We start from the raw sequence: 19,617 nt of genomic DNA on the forward strand, positions 1-19,617 counted from the left end.
GGACTTCAAAGGGCGCCGGTCAGGGACAGGTGCCGATCACGTAGTAGTTCGGGCCGGTCTGCTTCAGCGTGGTGGTGGTGAAGGTGTTCCACAGGCCCATGTTCTGGCCGCTGCCGTTGGCGATGGCATAGCCGCCGCTTTGCGTGGCGCGGCCGGCCGTGGTGTGGGCGTAGTTGCTGGCGGTGAAGCACACGGCCGCCGTGCCGGTGGTGCTGCCGGTGGCGCTGGCCGAGGCCGGGCCTTCGGCGCCGTTGGCATCCACCGCGCGCACGGTGTAGCTGTAGGTGCTGCCGCTGGCCAGGCCGCTGTCGGTGTAGCTGCTGCCGGCCACCAGCGTGCTGTTGGCCCGGGTGGCCGCGCGGTACACGTTGTAGCCCGCAGCGCCGCTCACCGTGCCCCAGCTGATGACCAGGCTGCTGGCCGTGGCGCCCGAGGTGGCCACGCCGGTGGGCGCGGCCAGGTTGGCAGGCGGCGTGCCGCTGCCCAGGCGGTCGACCATGGCCTTGATGGCCGCCATCTGCGGGCCGCTCTTCTTGCTGTAGTTGGCGCTGTCGTAGCCCCACCAGTCCCAGCAGCTGTTGGTGGCGCCGGTGCCCGTCTGCGGATAGAGCAGCACGATCTTGTTGGTGTCGGCCCAGCGGTTGTAGCCGGTGTTGCGCACGTACTGGGTGCCGATGTCTGCCGCGTTCTGCTTGCAGCCATGCAGCACCACATGCAGCTTGCAAGCGCCACCCGCTGGGCTGCCCGTGCTGCACGCGGCCGGCACATAGGCCCAGCCGGTGGCGGCCATGCCGTGGCCGGTGATGAAGGCGCCCTGGTCGTACTCGATGAAGCTGCCGCCCAGCGCGCCGTTGTTGCGTGGGTTCAGCGTGCCGTACAGCTGCTGCAGCATGGCGCCTGCCAGATCGAAGCCGCAGTTGTTGATGTAGGGCGAGGCGGTGGTGCCGCAGCTGGCGCCGGTGTCGTCGGTGACCATCGCGTGGCCGGCCGCGAGGTTGTTCTTGACCACCACGTTGGCCGCCGGCACGAAGCTGGCGTAGTAGGTCTTCAGGTCGTTCATCACCGCCGGCTTGACGGTGTTGTCGGCCGTGCCCGAGAACAGGTAGACCTTGCTGCCCTGCAGGTTGGCCACCGGGTCGATGAATCCGCTGCTTGCCCAGCTTTTGGTGGTGCTGACCAGATTGGCCACCGGGATGCTGGTGCTGCGCGTCATGCAGCGGCCGGTGGCGTTGACCACCGAGCCTTCGGCGCAGTAGAACGGCCCGCCGGCCACCACGCCGGCGCCCTTGGCAAAGGTGGCTGAATAGGCCACATGCAGCTGCACGGCCATGAAGCCGCCCGCCGACAGGCCCGAGACCGTGGTCTGGGTCTTGTCGAGCACCAGCGCGGGCAGGGCGCTGGCGGCGTGGGCGGGGGTGTGCAGCATCGTGAACGGGGTGAAGGCGGCGGCGAACAGCAAAGCGCTGCCCAGCCGGCCGAAACGGGCCGGTTGAACCATGGGGTTTGTCTCCTCAACGGTGGGAAGCGACGGCCGCGTCTTGTGCGCAACCTGCCGCGGGGAACCCCCGCGCCTCCGACTGACCAGCGGGGGAGGTTCCTTCAGGTCGCTGGCTTCAGCGTTTGTTGCGGATCGGCACGTCCATTTCAGACGCCTTGATCTCGCGCACCAGCTCCGGCACGCCCCACGGGAACGCCGGATCGACCTTGATCTTGAAGTGGTACATGTCCTGCATGGCCTGGTGATCTTCCTTGCGGAAGGTCATCTTGCCCTTGGGCGTGTCAAAGCTCATGCCTTCCATGGTGGCGATCAGCTTGTTGGTGCTGGTGTCGCCCTGGGTCTTCTTGAGCGCCTCCACCACGGCGATGGCCGCGCTCATGCCGCCGGCGGTGAAGAAGTCGGGCGGCGCCTTGTACTTGGTGTAGTGGTTGGCCACCAGCCACTCGTTGACCGGGTTCTTCGGAATGCCGAAGTAGTAGTACAGGCCGCCCTCCATGCCGGGGAACTGCTTGTACGCGGTCATGGCCGGCAGGATGTTGCCGCCGGTGGCGATCTCGATGTTGTAGCGCTTCAAGTCGAGGTCGGCGATCTTGAACGGGTTGCCGCCGGCCCAGATGATCCACACGATCTTGCGGCCCGGCTGGTCCTTCAGCTTCTCGATGATGCGCTGGGCGGCGGCGGTGAAATCGCTGGTGGCCGCGGGCAGGTATTCCTCATGCGCCAGCTTGGCCTTCTTCACCGCGTCCTTGAAGGCCTTGACGCCATCCTTGCCAAAGGCGTTGTCCTGCGCCAGCGTGACGATGCTGGTGCCGGCCTTGTCGAGCGCGGCGGCGTTGGCAATGGCGTCCTGGCTCGAGTTGCGGCCGGTGCGGAAGATGTACTTGTTCCACTTGTCGCCGGTGATGCTGTCGGCCACGGCCGGCTCCACCAGCAGGATCTTCTTGTACTCCTCGGCCACCGGCAGCATGGCCAGGGCCACCGGGCTGGCCGTGGGGCCCACGGCGATGTCGACCTTGTCGTCGGCATAGGCCTGGGCCAGCAGGTTCTTGCCCACGTCGGGCTTGCCCTGGTCGTCCTTCTCGATCACCACCAGCTTCTTGCCGGCCACCGTCAGGGTGCCGTTGGTGGCGTACTCGAGGCCCAGGTTGAAGCCGATGATGGTCTGCTTGGCGAAAGCCTCCAGCGGCCCGGTCTTGCTGGCGATCAGCGCAATCTTCACCTCGCCCTTGCCCTGGGCAAAGGCGGCAGGCGCGGCGCACACGCCGGCGGCCAGCGCGGCGGCCCAGGCAACGGTGTGGAAGAGGCGTCGGTTCATCTCGGGGTCTCCTGACTCGGCTGTGTGGGCGCCGCCGTGTGTTGGCCGGTGGCGTGTCGTGCCGGTATTCAACGCAACCGGCGTGCCGAGTCGCACAAACCTGGTGCAAACCCTGAGTCGATGGGGCTCCAATCGCCGGGCAAGCCAGGTTCAGCCCCGTTCTGGCGCCCAAAAACGAGAAATCCGGCACAAGGGCCGGATTTCAGTGCCTGGCAGGCAGACAGATCGGGTGATCGGTCTGCCTGAAAAGCAGTCATTTGGCCGGGGCTGTCTGCGCTTCAGACACTGGCGCCACCACCGCCAGCGCGCGCTCGAGCGCCGCCACCGCCCGCTCGGGCGCATGCAGCTTGTCCAGGCCGAACAGGCCGATGCGGAAGGTCTTGAACTCGGGGCCCTCGTCGCATTGCAGCGGCACGCCGGCAGCCGTCTGCAGGCCCTGGGCGATGAAGGCGCTGCCGTTCTGCAGCGTGGCGTCGGTGGTGTAGCTCACCACCACGCCGGGCGCCTCGAAGCCCGGCGCGGCCACGCTGGGCAGGCCGTGGCGGGCCAGCAGTGTGCGCACCTGGCGGCCCAGCGCGATCTGCTCGGCGCGCAGGCGCTCGAAGCCGTAGGCCGCGCTTTCGGCCATCACGTCGCGGTTGCGCGCCAGCGTGTCGGTGGGCAGGGTGGCGTGGTAGGCGTGGCCGCCGCCTTCATAGGTTTCCATGATCTGCAGCCACTTCTTCAGATCGCAGGCAAAGCTGCTGCTGGTGGTGGCGTCGATGCGCGCACGGGCGGCCTCGCTCAGCATCACGAAGGCGCAGCCCGGCGAGCCGCTCCAGCCCTTTTGCGGTGCGCTCACCAGCACATCCACGCCAAGGGCCGCCATGTCCACCCACAGGCAGCCCGAGGCAATGCAGTCCAGCACGAACAGGCCGCCCGCCGCATGCGTGGCGGCGGCCACGCGCTGCAGGTAATCGTCGGGCAGCAGCATGCCGCTGGCGGTTTCAACGTGCGGGGCGCACACCACCGCCGGCTTCACGCGGGCGATGGCCGCCTCGACCTCGTCGATCGGTGCCGGGGCGTAGGGGTCTTGCGCGCCGGGGCCGGTGCGGCGGGCCTTCAGCACCTCATGGCCGGACGGGATGGCGCCCATGTCGAAGATCTGGCTCCAGCGGTAGCTGAACCAGCCGTTGCGGATCACCAGCGCGGGCTGGCCGCTGGCGAACTGGCGCGCCACCGCCTCCATGCCGAAGCTGCCGCTGCCCGGCACCACGATGGCCGAGCGGGCGTGGTAGACCTGCCTGAGCGTGGCCGAGATGTCGCGCATCACGCCCTGGAAGCGCCGCGACATGTGGTTCAGCGCGCGGTCGGTGTAGACCACCGAAAATTCCAGCAGGCCGTCGGGGTCGACGGTGGGGTTCAGTCCGGGCATGGTGCGTCTCCTCGGTCATGCATCGCGCAGGGCCGGGCAGGTTAGCACCGGCGTGTGTCGGCGGCAGCGGGCTACAGCGTGCGGATCTGCAGGCGGCGAAAGCGGATCACGCCGCCGGCCGACTGCAGTGCGATCGGGCCGCTGCGAAAGCGGGCATCGCGCACATCCACCGTCTGCTGGCCGTTGAACACCACCACCAGGCGGTCGGCGCGCGCCGTCACCTCGAAGCTGTTCCAGCGATCGGCGGCCTTGGGCCCGGGCTGCGCCACCTTGGCCACGTTGACGATGGCGGCGGTGCCGTAGCTGGGGTCGGGCCGCTTGTCGAAGATGTTGACCTCGTAGGCGTTGTCGGCATTGACCTTGGCGCGGTCCTGGCAGCGCAGAAACAGACCGCTGTTGCAGTCGGCATCGGCCCAGAACTCGCAGCGCAGCTCGAAATCGGCATAGGCCTCGCGCGTGAGCAGGTAGCCCAGCGTGCCGCCGCGGCCTTCGAGCGTGCCGTCCACGATCTTCCAGCGGCCCTGGCCCAGCGGCGACCAGTCGTTCAGGTCTTTCAGGCCGGGGCCGTCGAGCAGCGTGGTCCAGCCGGGCGTGGTGGCGCAGCCGGCCAGGCCGGCGCCCAGCAGCGGTGCGGTGGCCAGGCCCAGCGAACGGGCCAGCAGTTGACGGCGGTACAGCGGCATGACATCTCCAGGGGCAGGCGCGACGATGGCGCGCATTGTCAGCGGCCGGCGCGGCGCGGCACACCGGGCCAAGCCCGCATGCCGGGTGCTGGATCAGGCCTCGCCGAGGGCCGCGCGCAGATTGCCCTGCAGCGCCTCGAGCCGGCTGCGCGCCGCGTCGGGGCCCAGGCCCAGGCGCACCATCAGCACCGCCACCTTCACGCGGTAGCCGCTGTCGCGCAGCGCGGCTTCGGCCTGGGCCGGCGCGCAGCCGGCGGCCTGGGCGGTCAGGCGCACGGCGCGGTGCACCAGCTTCACGTTGGTGGCGCGCAGGTCGACCATCAGGTTGCCGTAGACCTTGTGCAGCCGCACCATCACCGCGCTGCTGAAGCTGTTGAGCGCGATCTTCTGCGCCGTGCCGGCCTTCAGGCGGGTGCTGCCCGAGATGACCTCGGGCCCGGTGTCGAGCACGATGCCGATCTCGGCCTCGCTGACCAGCGGCGAGCCGGCGTTGTTGGCCATGCCGATGGTCAGCGTGCCCAGCGCGCGGCCGGCGGCCAGCACGCCCAGTGCAAACGGCGTGGTGCCCGAGGCGGCGATGGCAAACACCACATCGTTGGCCGTGGGGCCCAGGCGGTGCAGGTCTTCGGCGCCCTGGGCACCGTCGTCCTCGGCCCCTTCCACGGCCAGGAACATGGCGCCCGGCCCGCCGGCCAGCAGCGCCGGCGCGCGTTCGGGCGACCAGCTGAAGGTCGGGTTCAGCTCCACCGCATCCAGCACCGCCAGGCGGCCGCTGGTGCCGGCGCCGGCATAGATCAGCCGGCCACCGGCGGCCAGGCGCCGGGCCGCGGCATCCACCGCCCGCGCCAGCTGCGGCGCGGCGGCCTGCACGGCGGCCACGGCGCGCTGCTGGTCACCGATCAGCGCGGCCAGCAGCTCGGGGGTTTCGTACAGGTCGAGCGCGGCATGCGCCGGGTGCGGGGTTTCGGTGGAACTGAGTGGGCTCATGGGGTGCACGGGGGCTCAGGAATCGAGGCCATAGGCCAGCCGCGGCCCTTCGCCGCCCAGGCGGTCGATGGCCTGCAGCATCAGCGTGTCGGCGGCCTGGGGGTCGAGCTGGCGCTGCTGGCCGGGCAGGGTGTCAAAACGCCACTGGCCCGCGCGCCGGCGCCACAGCGCCCAGCGCCAGGGCGCCTGGCCATCGGCGCTGGCCAGCTGCAGCGTGCCGCCCGGGCTGCGCCGCAACTGCGGCGCGGCCGGCAGCGCGGCGCCGGTGTGCAGCCAGGGTGTGGCCGGCACCAGCGCCGGCTGGGCATAGGCCTCGCGCTGCAGGCGTGTGGCCAGGCTGTCGCGGTCTTGCAGCAAGGCCTTCAGGCTGAAGTGGATGTGGCCGCGCGCGCCGGGGCGCTGGCGCTGCAGCGCGATCTGCGCCAGCACCTCGTCGGCCGGCCAGGGGTCGGCGCCGCCATCGGCCACGCGGCTGCTGAACAGGCCCGGCCACAGGTGGTGGCGGTGGCTGTTGCGCGCCAGCCAGTAGTCGAGCAGCGGCTCGAAGGCCTGCGCAGTGCGCGCCCGTGGCCAGTACAGCTGCGGTGCCAGCTCGTCCATCCAGCCCTCGTCGCACCAGCGCTCGACATCGGCAAACAGCTGGTCGTACTGGCTGAAGCCGCTGATGCCCGCCGGCCGCAGTGCCGGCCGGCCGATGCCGAAGGGGCTGATGCCCACGCGCACCCAGGGCTTGAGGCCCTGCACCAGCGGCTTGAGCGCGCGCACCAGCTGATCGACGTTGTCGCGCCGCCAGTCATCGCGCGCCAGGCGGCCGCCGCCGGCCTGGTAGGCCTGCCAGGGGGCCTGGTCGTCGAAGGGCTGGTCGCGGCCGGACGCGTCTTTCACCGGGTAGGGGTAGAAGTAGTCGTCCAGGTGGATGGCGTCCACGTCGTAGCGGCGCACCACGTCGGCCACCACGGCCAGGGTGTGGGCGCGTGCGCCGGCCTCGCCGGGGTCCAGCCACAGCAGATCGCCATGGCGGCGCACCCACTCGGGCCGCGCCAGCGCCACATGGCTGCCCGCCGCGGCCGAGCGTGCCGATGGGTGCCGCGCACGGTAGGGGTTGAGCCAGGCGTGCAGCTCGATGCCGCGGCGGTGGGCCTCGGCCACCCAGAAGGCCAGCGCGTCGAAGGGCTGGCCGCTGGCCTCGTCCACCGGCAGCAGGCCCTGGGTGCCCGAGAGGTACTCGCTGGCCGGCTCCAGCGGCGAGTGGTACAGCGCATCGGCGCTGGGCCGCACCTGCAGGATCAGCGCGTTCAGGCCGATGGCCTGGGCCCGCTCGATCTGGGCCAGCGCACTGGCACGCAGCGCCGCCACCGGCAGGCCGGGCTGGGCCGGCCAGTCGATGTGGGCCACGCTGGCCACCCAGGCGGCGCGCAGCTCGCGCGGCGCGGCGCCGGGCTGGTCGGCCTCGGGCAAGGCCAGCGGGGGCAGGGCATCAAAGGGGGCCGCGGGCCCGGCGGGGGCTGGGGCGGTGGTGGGGCCGGGCTGGCCGGGGGCCATGGCCGCGGGGGCGCCGGCGCAGCCTGCCAGCCATGGCGCCGCGCCCATCGCCGCCCCGCTGCCGGCCACGGCCAGCAGCGCGCGGCGGGTGGGCCGACCAGCCCGGCGCCGCGCACGGTCACGGCGTGGCGGGCGCGGTGCCGTTGGCGGCGGGTGCCGCTGCCGGCGGCGGGGCCAGGCCGGTCAACACCTGCAGCCGGGCGGCGGTTTCGGCATCGGGCTGGCCGTCGTGGCGGGCCGGGCGGTACTTCATCTGGAAGGCGGCGATCACGCGGCGGGTCGGCTCGTCCAGCAGGCCATGGCGGTCAACCTGGAAACCATGCCGGGCCAGCGCCTCCTGGAACCAGGCCACGCCGGGCAGCCGCGCCTCGAACACCGGCTGCACGGCGGCCACGCGCGCGGCGTCGGGCCAGGCGATCAGCCCGGCCTCGGCCAGGCGCCACCACGGAAACAGCGGGCCCGGATCGATCTTGCGCTGCGGCGCGATGTCGCTGTGGCCCAGCACGCGCTCGGGCTTGATCTGGTGCCGCGCCACGATGTCGCGCACCAGCGCCAGCATCAGGTCCATCTGCGCCTCGGGATAGGGCGTGAAGCGCTGGCTGCCATCGGCGTTTTTCTCGGCGCCGGCGTTGACGATCTCGATGCCGATCGACGCGCTGTTGAGGTTGCTGCTGCCGGCCCAGTGGCTGGCGCCGGCATGCCAGGCGCGGCGGTTCTCGTCCACCAGGCGGTAGACACGCGGCGGGTTCTCGTCGCTCAGCAGGTAGTGCGCCGACACCGCCTGCTCGGTGAGGATGCGCGCCGAGCGCGCCATGTCTTCGTCGGTGTAGTGCAGGATCAGGAATTGCACGCGGCTGTCCTGGCCCTGGGCGCGGTAGGTCTGGCTGTCGATCTGCAGCGCGGGGCGCTCCGCGCCGGTCTGCGCACAGCCGCCCAGCAGGGCCAGGCTGGCCAGCAGGGCCAGGCCGCCCGGCACCAGGCCGCGCGCCCGCGCTGGCGGCCACGCGGCGGGCCGAGCTGCGGGCCAGGCTGCGGGCCGGGCCGCGGGCTTCATGCCGCCTCGCCCATCAGCCGCGCGGCGCGGCGTGCGGCGCCGGCGGCGGTGGACTCTTCGGCCAGCGGCGCCTGGGTGACCGGCAGCGTGTCGGGCAGGGCCGCGCTCATGGCCGCGGCCAGGCGCGGGCTCAGCAGGAAGGCCCGCCCGGCCAGCGCCACCGGCCGCGGGCCGAAGCGCTGCGCCAGTGCCAGCGCCAGGCGCGCCAGCTCGCGGCCGGCTTCATCGAGGATGGCGGCGGCATCGGCGTCGGCCAGCGGGCTGCCGGCCGGCCCGTCGGCGGCGGCCACCGCGCGTGCCAGCAGGCCGATCTCGCCGCGCGAGGCGCGCGCGATCCAGTGGCGGGTGAGGGCCCAGTCGCCCAGGTCGTTGTCGAGGTCCACGCCTTCACCGGCCTCGCGCGCGATGTCGGCCAGCACCCGGCGCGCCATGCCCGAGCGGCGCCAGGCGCCGGGCTCGGCATCTTCGGCGCGCCAGATGCGGCGCAGCGCCTGGCGGGCGATCCAGTGCGCGCTGCCGCCGTCGTCGATCAGGCCGCCGCGGCCGCCGGCGCGGTGGAACTGGCCGCCAGCGTCCACATGGCCGGCGATCGAGCCGGTGCCGGCATAGACCAGAAAACCCGCACCCGGCGCAAAGGCCACCTGGCAGGCCATCTCGATGTCGCTGGTGATCTCGATGCGCACCCCGGGCACGGCCAGGGCCTTGGCCAGCATCTGGCGCAGCAGGGCACCGCCGGCGCGGTCGGTGCCGGTGACGCCGGCACACACCGCGGCCACCGGGCCCAGAACCAGCGGCCGGCCCACCGGATGGCCGTTGCCGCGCACGCGCGCCGCCAGCGCCGCCATCACCTCGGCCGCCGCCTGCTGGCCATGCGGCTGGCCCAGCAGCGCGGCGGTAAAGCCCGGCAGGTCGCCCTGCGCATGCAGGCGGCCCGCGGCATCGGCCAGCGCCCAGCGGGTGGAGGTGCCACCCACGTCCAGGCCCAGGCCCAGGCGGGCCGGCGCGGACGCAGCCGTGGCTTGCAGGGGCGGGTGGGAAGCGGGCGGGGGGACTGCGTCAAACGCCATGGGTGGGCCAAGGTGAGCCAAGCGCGCAAGCATTGTGCAGTGCCGCGCGCTGCCCGGCCGCGGCACCCGCGCGCGGCCCCGATGCCTGGATGAGCGCCGGCCATCACCCTGGGCAATGCCCTGGCCCGGGCTGGCACGACCCCTGCATAGAATGGTTTTACACCCCAGGAGGACTCGACGCATGACCCTTGCCGCCCCCCGCCACGCCCGCCAAGCTGCGCCGAGCCGCCGTGCGATCCACGCCGCCAGCCTGGCCACGCTGATCGCCGCCAGCCTGCCCTTTGCCGCCGGCCCGGCGCTGGCCGCCACGCCGAAAGACACGCTGGTGATCGCGCTGGCCTTCGACGACATCATCACGCTCGACCCCGCCGAGGCCTTCGAGATCTCGGCCGGCGAGCTGATGGGCAACAGCTACGACCGCCTGGTGCGCCTGGACGCCAACGACACCAGCAAACTGGTGGGCGACCTGGCCAAGGGCTGGACGGTCTCGGCCGATGGCAAGACCTACAGATTCGAGTTGAAGCCCGGGCTCAGGTTCGCCTCGGGCAACCCGGTGACGGCCGACGACGTGGTGTGGTCGCTGCAGCGCGCGGTGCTGCTCGACAAGAACCCGGCCTTCATCCTCACCCAATTCGGCTTCAACAAGGACAACGTCAAGACCGCCATCCAGGCCAGCGGCGCCTTGACCCTCACGCTCACCACCGACAAGGCCTATGCGCCGAGCTTCGTGCTCAACTGCCTCACGGCCAATGTGGCCAGCGTGGTCGACAAGAAGCTGGTGCTGGCCAACGAGGCCAATGGCGACCTCGGCGCCGCCTGGCTGAAGACGCACTACGCCGGCTCGGGGCCGCTCAAGATCCGCGAGTGGCGCGCCAACGAGCTGGTGGCGTTGGAGCGCAACGACGCCTACGCCGGCGCCAAGGCCAAGCCGGCGCGCGTGATCTACCGCCACGTGAAGGAATCGGCCACGCAGCGCCTGATGCTGGAGAAGGGCGACATCGACGTGGCCCGCAACCTCAGCCCGCAGGATCTGGAAGCCCTGGCGGCCAGCAAGGACGTGAAGCAGACCGCCGCGCCCAAGGGCACCGTCTACTACATCGGCCTGAACCAGAAGAACCCCCACCTGGCCAAGCCCGAGGTGCGCGAGGCCCTGAAGTGGCTGGTGGACTACCAGGCCATCGGCAGCACGCTGATGAAGAACATCGGCGTGGTGCACCAGAACTTCCTGCCGCAAGGCCTGCTGGGTGCCGCCAAGGACAACCCCTACAAGCTGGACGTGGACAAGGCCAAGGCCCTGCTGACCAAGGCCGGCTTAGGGCAAGGCTTCAAGCTGAGCATGGACGTGCGCAGCGTGCAGCCCATCCAGGGCATGGCCGAGGCCTTCCAGGCCACCGCCAAGCGCGCCGGCATCGACATCGAGATCCTGCCCGGCGACGGCAAGCAGACCCTCACCAAGTACCGTGCCCGCAGCCACGACATGTACATCGGCCCCTGGGGCGCCGACTACTGGGACCCGCACACCAATGCCGACACCTTTGTGCGCAACCCCGACAACAGCGACCAGGCCAAGAGCAAGCCGCTGGCCTGGCGCAATGCCTGGGACATCCCCGCGCTGACCGGCCAGGCCGATGCCGCGGTGCTGGAGCGTGACGGCGCCAAGCGCGCCAAGATGTACCAGGCCATGCAGGCCGAGTTCCGCAAGAGCAGCCCGTTCATCGTGCTGTTCCAGCAGACCGAGGTGGCCGCTTACCGCAGCAACGTGGAAGGTCTGAAGCTCGGGCCCACCTTCGACACCAACTACGTGTTCAACGTGTCGAAGAAATAAGTGATCGGGCGCCTGGCCGCCACGGCGCGCTTTGCGGCCGTGGTGGCCCTCACCTACCTGGGCCTGCTGGCCGCCACCTTCTTCATCGGCCGCGTGATGCCGATCGACCCGGTGATCGCCATCGTGGGCGACCGCGCGCCCGAGCATGTGGTGCAGCGTGTGCGCGCTGAGCTGGGCCTGGACCGGCCGCTGACCACGCAGTTCGCCATCTACGTGCGCAAGGCACTCAGCGGCGATCTGGGCACCAGCGTGCTCACCGCCCGCCCGGTGGCCGAGGACATCCGCAAGACCTTTCCGGCCACGCTCGAGCTGGCCACCTGCGGCATCCTGATCGGTGCCGGCCTGGGCGTTCCGCTGGGGGTGTGGGCCGCCGTGCGCCGTGGCGGCTGGGCCGACCAGGCCGTGCGCGTGATGGCGCTGGTGGGCTACTCGGTGCCCATCTTCTGGCTGGGGCTGATGGCGCTGCTGGTGTTCTACGCCAAGCTGGGCTGGGTGGGCGGCCCGGGCCGCATCGACGTGGCCTACGAGTTCAGCGTGCCCACGGTCAGCGGCCTGCTGCTGGTGGATGCGGCGCTGGCCGGCGAGTGGGAGGCCTTTGGCAATGCGCTGGGCCACCTGGTGCTGCCGGCCTCGCTGCTGGGCTACTTCTCGCTGGCCTACATTGCGCGCATGACGCGCAGCTTCATGCTGCACGAGCTGGCGCAGGAGTACATCGTGGCTGCCCGCGCCAAGGGCCTGAGCGAGGCGCGCATCATCTGGCGCCATGCGCTGCGCAATGCCATGGTGCCGCTGGTGACGGTGATCGCGCTCAGCTACGCCGGCCTGCTGGAAGGCTCGGTGCTGACCGAGACCGTGTTCGCCTGGCCCGGCCTGGGCCAGTACCTCACCAACAGCCTGCAGAACGCCGACATGAACGCCGTGCTGGGCGCCACGCTGGTGGTGGGCACGGTGTTCATCGCGCTGAACCTGCTGAGCGATCTGCTGTACCGCGTGCTCGACCCGAGAACGCGCGCCCGATGAGCCGCAGCGCCTCACCCCGCCTGCACACCTGGCTGCTGAGCGAGCACCCCGCCTCGCGCCGCCAGGCCGCGCTCGGCCGCGCCTATGTGGCCTGGCGCGGCTTTGCGCGCAACCGGCTGGCGCTGCTGGGCCTGGCCATCGTGATCGGGCTGGTGCTGCTGGCGGCGCTGGCGCCCTGGCTGGCCAGCCACTCGGCCACCGCGGGCGAGCTCACCCAGCGCCTGCAGGCCCCCAATGCCACGCACTGGCTGGGCACCGACGACCAGGGCCGCGACATTGCCGCGCGGCTGCTGCACGGCGCGCGCATCACGCTGGCCGTGGTGAGCCTGGTGGCGGTGCTGGCCGCGCCCATCGGCCTGCTGGTGGGCACGGTGGCGGGCTATGCCGGCGGCTGGGTGGATGCGGTGCTGATGCGCGTCACAGACATCTTTCTGTCGTTTCCCAAGCTGATCCTGGCGCTGGCCTTTGTGGCCGCGCTGGGGCCGGGCATCGGCAATGCCATCCTGGCGATCAGCATCGTGTCTTGGCCGGCCTATGCCCGCATCGCCCGGGCCGAGACCCTGGTGGTGGCGCAGAGTGACTACATCGCCGCTGTGCGCCTGCTGGGCGCCAGCCCCGCGCGCGTGGTGCTGCGCCACATCGTGCCGCTGTGCCTGCCGAGTGTGATCGTGCGCGTGACGCTGGACATGGCCGGCGTGATCCTCACCGCCGCGGGCCTGGGCTTTCTGGGCCTGGGCGCGCAGCCGCCGCAGCCCGAGTGGGGCGCGATGATCGCCACCGGCCGGCAGTTTGTGCTCGACCAGTGGTGGGTGGCGGCCGCCCCCGGCGCGGCGATCTTCATCGTGAGCCTGGGGTTCAACCTGCTGGGCGATGGGCTGCGCGATGCGCTCGACCCCAAGGGTGATCAATGAGCACGCATGAACCGCTGCTGACCGTGCACAACCTGCGCGTGGCCTACTCGCAGCGCCAGGGTGCCGATCCGGGTCTTCGCGAGGTGGTGCGCGGCGTGAGCTTCTCGCTCGGCCGCGAGCGGCTGGGCATCGTGGGCGAATCGGGCTCGGGCAAGAGCCAGACCGGCCGCGCCATCCTGGGCCTCACCGCGCCCGGCGGCCAGGTGACGGCCGATGCTTTGCGCTTTGACGGCATCGACCTGCTCAGCTGCCCGCCGGCACAGCGCCGCGCGCTGCGGGGCGGGCGCATCGCCATGGTGCTGCAAGACCCCAAGTTCAGCCTGAACCCGGTGATGACCCTGGGCGCGCAGATCACCGAAACCCTGCGTGCCCACCAGCCCACGGTGGGCCGCAGCGAGGCCCAGCGCCGCATGCTGGCCGCGCTGGAGGCCGTGCGCATCGACGACCCCGCGCGCGTGGCCGGCCTGTATCCGCACGAGGTGTCGGGCGGCATGGGCCAGCGCGCCATGATCGCCATGATGCTGATCGCCGGGCCCGAGCTGCTGATCGCCGACGAGCCCACCTCGGCGCTCGATGTCACGGTGCAGCTCGAGGTGCTGGGCATCCTGGACGGCCTGGTGCGCGAGCGCGGCATGGGCCTGGTGTTCATCTCGCATGACCTGCGCCTGGTGAGCAGCTTTTGCGACCGCGTTTTGGTGATGTATGCCGGCCGCGTGGTGGAGACGCTGGACAGCGGCCGCCTGCACGAGGCCACCCACCCCTACACCCAGGGCCTGCTGAACTGCCTGCCGCAGATCGATGCGCCACGGCATCCGCTGCCCGTCTTGGACCGCAAACCCGAATGGCTGGCATGAGCGACACCCCCGCCGCCATCGGCCTGAGCGTTCAGGGCCTGACCGTGCGCTACGGCGCCTTCACCGCGCTGAGCGAGGTGGGCTTCACGCTGGCCCCCGGCGAAGCCCTGGGCCTGGTGGGCGGCAGCGGCTCGGGCAAGAGCACGGTGCTGCGCGCCATCTGCGGCCTGGCCCCGCGCAGCGCCGGGCAGGTGCAACTGCAGGCCGACGGGCCGGCCGGCGCCGCGCTGCCGGCGCCGGGCAGCCTGGCCTTTCGCCGCTGCGTGCAGATGGTGTTTCAAGATCCGTTCGGCTCGCTCCACCCGCGCCAGACGGTGGACCGGCAACTGGCCGAGCCGCTGGCCATCCACCGCGTGCCCGATGCCGAGGCGCGCATCGCCCGTGCGCTGGACGAGGTGGGCCTGGGCGAGGCCAGTGGTGGCGGCTTTCGCTTTCGCTACCCGCACCAGCTCTCGGGCGGCCAGCGCCAGCGCGTGGCGATTGCCCGCGCGCTGATCCTCGAGCCGCGCGTGCTGCTGCTGGACGAACCCACCTCGGCGCTGGATGCCTCGGTGCAGGCCGAGGTGCTGAACCTGCTGGACAGCCTGCGCCAGCGCCGCGGCCTGAGCTACCTGATGGTGAGCCACGACCTGGCCGTGGTGACCCATTTGTGCCAGCGCCTGCTGGTGATGGAGCGCGGCCGCATCGTCGAACAACTGACCGCGCAAGACCTGGCCGCCCGCCGCGTGAGCGCCCCGGCCACGCAGGCGCTGCTGGCGGCGGCGCAGGGCTTTGTGCGCAAGCCGGCCGCCGCAGAAGAGCAGGGCGCATGAGCGAGCTCACCATTGCCCCCGCCTTGGCCCAGCCCATCGTCACACGCCCCATGCCCCAACGCCATCGCACGCTCAGCCTGTCCGCTATCACCTCGCTGGCCATCGCCCTGGTGCTGGCGCTCTCAGGCTGCGCCACGCCGCAGCGCACCACGCTCACCCAGCTGCCGCCGCCGGTGCTGGCCGCGCTGGCCGAGGCCGGCCTGCCGGCCGACAGCCTCTCGGTGCTGGTGGTGCCCGCCCCCTGGCCCGGCCAGAAGATCGACCGCGCCACCCTCGGCCCGCCGCTGCTGAGCGTCAACGCCGACCGGCTGATGCAGCCCGGCTCGGCCATGAAGCTGATCACCAGCATCGTGGCGCTGGACGTGCTGGGCCCCGAGCACCGCGGCTTCACCGAGCTGCGCTCGGCCGCACCCCAGCAGGGCGAGGTGCTGCAAGGCGACCTGGTGCTGCGCGGCGGTGCCGACCCCGAGCTGGGCCTGCCCGAGCTGTGGCAACTGCTTTCGGCCTTGCGCTGGGGCACCAACGGCCCAAATGGCCAAGTGAGCGGCGTGCGCGAGATCGCCGGCGACATCGTGCTCGACCGCACCCTGTTCAACCCGCCGCGCCCCGACATCGGCCTGCCGCCCTTCGACGAGACACCCGAGTTCGCCTACAACGTCATCCCCGACGCGCTGAACCTCAACGGCAGCCTGGCCGGCCTGGTGATCGAGGCCGGCAGCGGCCCCCAGGCCACCGTGGCGGCCCGGCTCAACCCCCCGCTGCCCGGCATCACGCTCGACACCACTCAGCTGCACCCCATCGACGCCCCCTGCCGCGAATGGGACGAACACGGCTGGCGCACACCCGAGGCCACGCCACAGCCCGACGGCAGCGTGCGCGTGCGCCTGCAAGGCGGCTTTCCCCGCGGCTGCGCCGTGACGCCGCAACTGCAGCTGATGGAACGCAACCGCCTGGCCGAAGCGCAGCTGCGCCTGGTGTGGGAAAGCCTGGGCGGCACCTGGCGCGGCCGCGTGCGCGAAGGCACGGCGCAAGACGCCGCCGCATCGCAATCGCCCCAGGCCCGCCTGATCTTCCGCCGCGTGGCTCACCCCTGGGGCGAACTGCTGCGCACGATGAACAAACGCAGCGACAACGCCTTTGCGCGGCTGCTGTACCTGTCACTCGGCCTGCCCCGGCCGGGCGATGCGCCAGTTGCGGCCGGTGATGCCCCCATCGCCACCGCAGAGCGTGCTGATCAGCGCGTGCGGGCCTGGTTCAAGGATCAGGGCATCGACGCCACCGGCCTGGTGATGGACAACGGTTCGGGCCTCAGCCGCAGCGAGCGCATCAGCGCCACGCAGATGGCCCAGGCGCTGCAGGTGGCGCTGTCAGGCCGCCGCGCGAATGAACTGCTGATGAGCCTGCCGGTGGCGGGGGAGGACGGGACGATGCGGCGGCGCTTGACCGACAGCCCGGCCAAGGGGGTGGCGCGGTTGAAGACGGGGACGTTGAGGAATGTGGTGGCGTTGGCGGGGGTGGTACCGGATAAAGTTGGGAATTACTGGGTTCTGATGGGAGTAATCAATCAAGCCGAGGCAGGACATGGCAGACAAGTACTCGACGCGGTGATCAACTGGGTCGTGCATCACCAACCACCTGGCTAATGTGACATCTGGATCAGTCCCAAGCCCTCTCGAACTGCTGTTGCAAGATTGCCCAGTCTGCTCGATAAGCAAGCCGATTGATCGCGCTCGACTTAACGTGACTTGACCGGTATTCGAAGAATGCGATTTTTGGCTTTGAGAACTCTTCGTTCGCGATTCGTCAAACTAAATTAGTTCTTGAAATTCTTAAATTAACCCGAAAGGAAGCCAATGAGTGACGCCTTAAGCATAACATTCGGAGACCGAGTCGCCGAAAACGAATCCCAAGACCTATCTGCCTACTTTATTAAGACAGAACACTGGGAAAAGGTTAGATCCGGTAAGGCTGACATAATTTTCGGTGCAAAGGGTGCGGGGAAGAGTGCACTCTATACACTCTTATTCAAAGAATCGGATCTATTGAGGCAGGAAGGAACGACGCTAATTTCCGCCGAAAAGCCTGTGGGCCAAACGGTCTTCTCGGAGATCAAGAATTCGCCGCCAACCACAGAGGTTGAGTTCGTCACCCTTTGGAAAATATACATCTGCCAGCTAATAATACAACAGCTACAGGAGACCGAAAATTGCGCAGGCAAAGCAGCAGACGTAAAAAATAAATTAGTGGAAGCGGGCCTAATTCAAGAAAAAAACACCCTGAAGAGGCTCGTTAATTCCGCAATGGCGTTTGCTCGTCGCATTATTAACGTTGAATCCTTTGAGGGCGGCGCAGCACCGGATGGATCACTCGTAACAGGAAAAATCACGTTTCGGACACCAACCGCAGAGAATCACAGACTTGGATATGTTTCGGTCGACGAGCTTCTTGAAATCCTCAATGAATACCTGACTGACAGAGGATTGAGATATTGGGTGCTCTTTGACCGACTGGATGTGGCCTTTGACCAAGACGCCGGATTAGAGAAAAATGCGCTCCGTGCGTTGTTTAAGACGTATCGCGACATCGAGGATCTGGAAGCGATATCGCTAAAGATATTTCTTCGAGACGATATTTGGAAGCGAATTACTGACGAAGGATTTCGCGAATCCAGCCACATAACCAGAACAACAACAATAGACTGGTCACCCCAAAGTCTCTTGAACTTAATTATCCTACGCGCAATCAAAAATCCAGATATAACCAGGGAATACTCGGTTAACCCTGATGTTGTTGAACGTAGCCACGCCGAACAACGATCACTGTATTACAAAATATTCCCAGAACAAGTTGATATTGGCGAGAAGCAATCTGATACGTTTGACTGGATATTAAACCGTGTTCGGGACGGGCTTGCCAATGCAGCGCCGCGAGAGGTTATACATTTTCACAACGAAATCATTGTTTGCGAGAAGGAGTTAATGTCCATTGGTGCGCGAAAGGTTGAATCGCCCAATCTCTTCAGCCGCTCATCAATTAAAAGCGCGACGCTTGAAGTCTCGAGGGTAAAGGCGGAGCAGAATCTTTTCGCAGAGAACCCGCATCTAAAGCCATTTATTCAAGGGCTAGATGGCAACAAAGCCGAACAAAGTCTCGAAACACTCGCTGGTCTTTGGGGAAAGAGTCTGGATGAAACTAAGAGGATCGCTGCCGAGCTGGTAGTCGTAGGTTTTTTTGAGCAGCGCGCCGCTCGAGACGAGGGTATTTTTAAAATCCCCTTTATATATCGACCTTACCTACGAGTCACACAAGGAAAGGCGTTTTCATAATTTGATGGCGATGAATATTTTGAATATAGAAAATCATTGGGTGCACGCTCATCCAAATCGGCAGAGTCGATTGATTCTCGCTGCATCCGGGAAAGTTAGGCCCAAGACCGTCTAACGAGGCAGTAGCTCCCCGGCAGTTCGGATTACTGCACATGTTCACTTGAAGGCTGCGCGGAACTCAATTGGACAAGTTAAATTACTGTGCGCCGTCATCAGTGCTCATAGCTATCGTCCGACCTGATTCGTCACCAAGCTCAGCCAGACTCATCCAATGAGCTACTGGCCCCGTAGGCTGTACCTCATTCACAGGAGGGCCAGCGCGATGCCGATGAACCGAGTCCAGTTCCAGCCTGGCGTGTCGATGGCCGAGTTCTTCTCGCGCTACGGCACCGAGGCGCAGTGCGCCGAGACGGTTAAGGCGATGCGCTGGCCTCAGGGCTTTCGCTACCCGCGCTGTTCGTCGGCCGAGCACTACGTCGTCGGCCATGGCGCTCGCAAGTTGTTTCAGTGCCAAGCCTGCCGCCACCAGACTTCTCTGACCGCAGGCACGGTCATGGACAGCACCAAGCTGCCGCTGACGACCTGGTTTATGGCCATCTTCCTGCTCAGCCAGGACAAGACCGGGCTGTCGGCACTCGCGCTCATGCGTCCTCTGGGCACCAGCTACCGTACTGCCTGGCTGATCCACCAGAAGCTGATGAAAACCATGGCATTGCGCGACAGCGAACAGCCGCTCACGGGCTCGGTGCAGGTCGACGACGCCTACCTGGGTGGCGAGCGCGCCGGGGTTGGTGGTCGTGGTTCGCCCAACAAGGTACCCATCGTCGCTGCCGTCTCCACCAATGACCTTGGCTATCCACTGCGAGTCAAGCTCAATGCGGTGGCGGCATTTACGAACGAGGCCATCACTGCCTGGGCGCGCACGAATCTGACGCCGGGCTGTGACGTGCGCAGCGACGGCCTGTCGTGCTTTGTTGGCGTGATCGACGCTGGCTGTGCGCACTCGTACGTCGTGGTCGGCCGCCGCCTGCCGCGCGAGCTGCCCCAATTCAAGTGGGTCAACACCGTGCTGGGCAATCTCAAGACCCTGATCAACGGCGCGCACAAGCACTTCAAGTTCGGCAAGTACGCCAGCCAATGCCTGGGAGCCTTCGCCTACCGGTTCAACCGGCGCTTCGATCTGCGCACACTGCTCACCGACCTGATCGGCCACGCAGCAACCAACTCGCCAACCCGCGAGCGGCAGATCAGGGGCGGGGCTGAGGTTCATGACTAATCAGGTCGTCCGATGGACGCGATATAGATTTAT

The 19,617-nt window shown here is 68.5% G+C and carries 16 protein-coding genes; 8 read left to right on the forward strand and 8 right to left on the reverse strand.

Features of this window, described 5'->3' with window-relative positions:
- Positions 1 to 19: 19 nt before the first annotated feature.
- The 8 genes from N4G63_RS23005 to N4G63_RS23040 all read right to left on the reverse strand — a co-directional run bounded on the left by N4G63_RS23005 (position 20) and on the right by N4G63_RS23040 (position 9,560).
- Entirely contained in the window at positions 20 to 1,426 is a 1,407-nt protein-coding gene (locus N4G63_RS23005; protein ID WP_260790218.1) for an extracellular catalytic domain type 2 short-chain-length polyhydroxyalkanoate depolymerase, read from the reverse strand.
- Between the two features lie 187 nt (positions 1,427 to 1,613).
- Positions 1,614 to 2,813, reverse strand: coding sequence for a substrate-binding domain-containing protein (locus N4G63_RS23010; RefSeq protein WP_260789958.1), 1,200 nt, complete (start codon positions 2,811 to 2,813; stop codon positions 1,614 to 1,616).
- 253 nt (positions 2,814 to 3,066) lie between these two features.
- Positions 3,067 to 4,227 (reverse strand): aminotransferase class V-fold PLP-dependent enzyme, encoded by a 1,161-nt coding sequence (locus tag N4G63_RS23015; RefSeq protein ID WP_260789959.1) that lies wholly within the window; start codon positions 4,225 to 4,227, stop codon positions 3,067 to 3,069.
- A 71-nt stretch (positions 4,228 to 4,298) separates the two neighbouring features.
- On the reverse strand, positions 4,299 to 4,910 hold the full coding sequence (locus N4G63_RS23020; RefSeq protein ID WP_314600363.1) for a 3-keto-disaccharide hydrolase: 612 nt from the start codon (positions 4,908 to 4,910) through the stop codon (positions 4,299 to 4,301).
- Positions 4,911 to 5,003: 93 nt separating this feature from the next.
- Positions 5,004 to 5,897, reverse strand: coding sequence for an N-acetylmuramic acid 6-phosphate etherase (locus N4G63_RS23025; protein WP_260789961.1), 894 nt, complete (start codon positions 5,895 to 5,897; stop codon positions 5,004 to 5,006).
- Between the two features lie 15 nt (positions 5,898 to 5,912).
- Complete coding sequence (locus tag N4G63_RS23030) at positions 5,913 to 7,439, reverse strand: glycoside hydrolase family 10-like protein (RefSeq protein WP_314600364.1); 1,527 nt, start codon at positions 7,437 to 7,439, stop codon at positions 5,913 to 5,915.
- A 118-nt stretch (positions 7,440 to 7,557) separates the two neighbouring features.
- The gene (locus N4G63_RS23035) at positions 7,558 to 8,493 is read right to left on the reverse strand and encodes an N-acetylmuramoyl-L-alanine amidase (RefSeq protein WP_260789963.1); all 936 of its coding nucleotides are present in this window, start codon (positions 8,491 to 8,493) and stop codon (positions 7,558 to 7,560) included.
- A complete protein-coding gene (locus N4G63_RS23040; protein WP_314600365.1) occupies positions 8,490 to 9,560 on the reverse strand; it encodes a BadF/BadG/BcrA/BcrD ATPase family protein in 1,071 nt (356 codons plus the stop codon). The genes N4G63_RS23035 and N4G63_RS23040 overlap by 4 nt, the downstream gene beginning before the upstream one ends.
- Positions 9,561 to 9,741: 181 nt before the next feature.
- Between N4G63_RS23040 and N4G63_RS23045 the strand changes: the two genes are divergently transcribed.
- The 8 genes from N4G63_RS23045 (at position 9,742) to N4G63_RS23080 (ending at position 19,584) form a co-directional block, all read left to right on the forward strand.
- Positions 9,742 to 11,385: an ABC transporter substrate-binding protein gene (locus N4G63_RS23045; RefSeq protein WP_260789965.1), complete on the forward strand. Its 1,644-nt coding sequence runs from the start codon at positions 9,742 to 9,744 to the stop codon at positions 11,383 to 11,385.
- Complete coding sequence (locus N4G63_RS23050) at positions 11,386 to 12,405, forward strand: ABC transporter permease (protein ID WP_260789966.1); 1,020 nt, start codon at positions 11,386 to 11,388, stop codon at positions 12,403 to 12,405.
- Entirely contained in the window at positions 12,402 to 13,316 is a 915-nt protein-coding gene (nikC, locus tag N4G63_RS23055) for a nickel transporter permease (RefSeq protein WP_260789967.1), read from the forward strand. The genes N4G63_RS23050 and nikC overlap by 4 nt, the downstream gene beginning before the upstream one ends.
- The gene (locus tag N4G63_RS23060) at positions 13,313 to 14,170 is read left to right on the forward strand and encodes an ABC transporter ATP-binding protein (RefSeq protein WP_260789968.1); all 858 of its coding nucleotides are present in this window, start codon (positions 13,313 to 13,315) and stop codon (positions 14,168 to 14,170) included. The genes nikC and N4G63_RS23060 overlap by 4 nt, the downstream gene beginning before the upstream one ends.
- Positions 14,167 to 14,982 (forward strand): ABC transporter ATP-binding protein, encoded by an 816-nt coding sequence (locus tag N4G63_RS23065; RefSeq protein WP_260789969.1) that lies wholly within the window; start codon positions 14,167 to 14,169, stop codon positions 14,980 to 14,982. The genes N4G63_RS23060 and N4G63_RS23065 overlap by 4 nt, the downstream gene beginning before the upstream one ends.
- Complete coding sequence (gene dacB, locus N4G63_RS23070) at positions 14,979 to 16,625, forward strand: D-alanyl-D-alanine carboxypeptidase/D-alanyl-D-alanine endopeptidase (protein ID WP_260789970.1); 1,647 nt, start codon at positions 14,979 to 14,981, stop codon at positions 16,623 to 16,625. Before N4G63_RS23065 ends, dacB begins: the two co-directional genes overlap by 4 nt.
- A gap of 210 nt (positions 16,626 to 16,835) precedes the next feature.
- Positions 16,836 to 18,308, forward strand: coding sequence for a P-loop ATPase, Sll1717 family (locus N4G63_RS23075; protein WP_260789971.1), 1,473 nt, complete (start codon positions 16,836 to 16,838; stop codon positions 18,306 to 18,308).
- Positions 18,309 to 18,630: 322 nt separating this feature from the next.
- Positions 18,631 to 19,584 carry an IS1595 family transposase gene (locus tag N4G63_RS23080; protein ID WP_260789972.1) on the forward strand — a complete coding sequence of 318 codons (954 nt, stop codon included), beginning with the start codon at positions 18,631 to 18,633 and terminating at the stop codon, positions 19,582 to 19,584.
- Positions 19,585 to 19,617: the final 33 nt, after the last annotated feature.

The organism is Aquabacterium sp. OR-4, from assembly GCF_025290835.2.
Lineage (GTDB): Bacteria > Pseudomonadota > Gammaproteobacteria > Burkholderiales > Burkholderiaceae_C > Pseudaquabacterium.

What these genes read in the sequence shown, in the direction of transcription:
- N4G63_RS23005 (WP_260790218.1), bottom strand. Translation starts at nt 1,426, where the DNA reads ATGCTGCACACCCCCGCCCACGCCGCCAGCGCCCTGCCCGCGCTGGTG.
- N4G63_RS23010 (WP_260789958.1), bottom strand. Translation starts at nt 2,813, where the DNA reads ATGAACCGACGCCTCTTCCACACCGTTGCCTGGGCCGCCGCGCTGGCC.
- N4G63_RS23015 (WP_260789959.1), bottom strand. Translation starts at nt 4,227, where the DNA reads ATGCCCGGACTGAACCCCACCGTCGACCCCGACGGCCTGCTGGAATTT.
- N4G63_RS23020 (WP_314600363.1), bottom strand. Translation starts at nt 4,910, where the DNA reads ATGCCGCTGTACCGCCGTCAACTGCTGGCCCGTTCGCTGGGCCTGGCC.
- N4G63_RS23025 (WP_260789961.1), bottom strand. Translation starts at nt 5,897, where the DNA reads ATGAGCCCACTCAGTTCCACCGAAACCCCGCACCCGGCGCATGCCGCG.
- N4G63_RS23030 (WP_314600364.1), bottom strand. Translation starts at nt 7,439, where the DNA reads ATGGCCCCCGGCCAGCCCGGCCCCACCACCGCCCCAGCCCCCGCCGGG.
- N4G63_RS23035 (WP_260789963.1), bottom strand. Translation starts at nt 8,493, where the DNA reads ATGAAGCCCGCGGCCCGGCCCGCAGCCTGGCCCGCAGCTCGGCCCGCC.
- N4G63_RS23040 (WP_314600365.1), bottom strand. Translation starts at nt 9,560, where the DNA reads ATGGCGTTTGACGCAGTCCCCCCGCCCGCTTCCCACCCGCCCCTGCAA.
- N4G63_RS23045 (WP_260789965.1), top strand. Translation starts at nt 9,742, where the DNA reads ATGACCCTTGCCGCCCCCCGCCACGCCCGCCAAGCTGCGCCGAGCCGC.
- nikC (WP_260789967.1), top strand. Translation starts at nt 12,402, where the DNA reads ATGAGCCGCAGCGCCTCACCCCGCCTGCACACCTGGCTGCTGAGCGAG.
- N4G63_RS23060 (WP_260789968.1), top strand. Translation starts at nt 13,313, where the DNA reads ATGAGCACGCATGAACCGCTGCTGACCGTGCACAACCTGCGCGTGGCC.
- N4G63_RS23065 (WP_260789969.1), top strand. Translation starts at nt 14,167, where the DNA reads ATGAGCGACACCCCCGCCGCCATCGGCCTGAGCGTTCAGGGCCTGACC.
- dacB (WP_260789970.1), top strand. Translation starts at nt 14,979, where the DNA reads ATGAGCGAGCTCACCATTGCCCCCGCCTTGGCCCAGCCCATCGTCACA.
- N4G63_RS23075 (WP_260789971.1), top strand. Translation starts at nt 16,836, where the DNA reads ATGAGTGACGCCTTAAGCATAACATTCGGAGACCGAGTCGCCGAAAAC.
- N4G63_RS23080 (WP_260789972.1), top strand. Translation starts at nt 18,631, where the DNA reads ATGCCGATGAACCGAGTCCAGTTCCAGCCTGGCGTGTCGATGGCCGAG.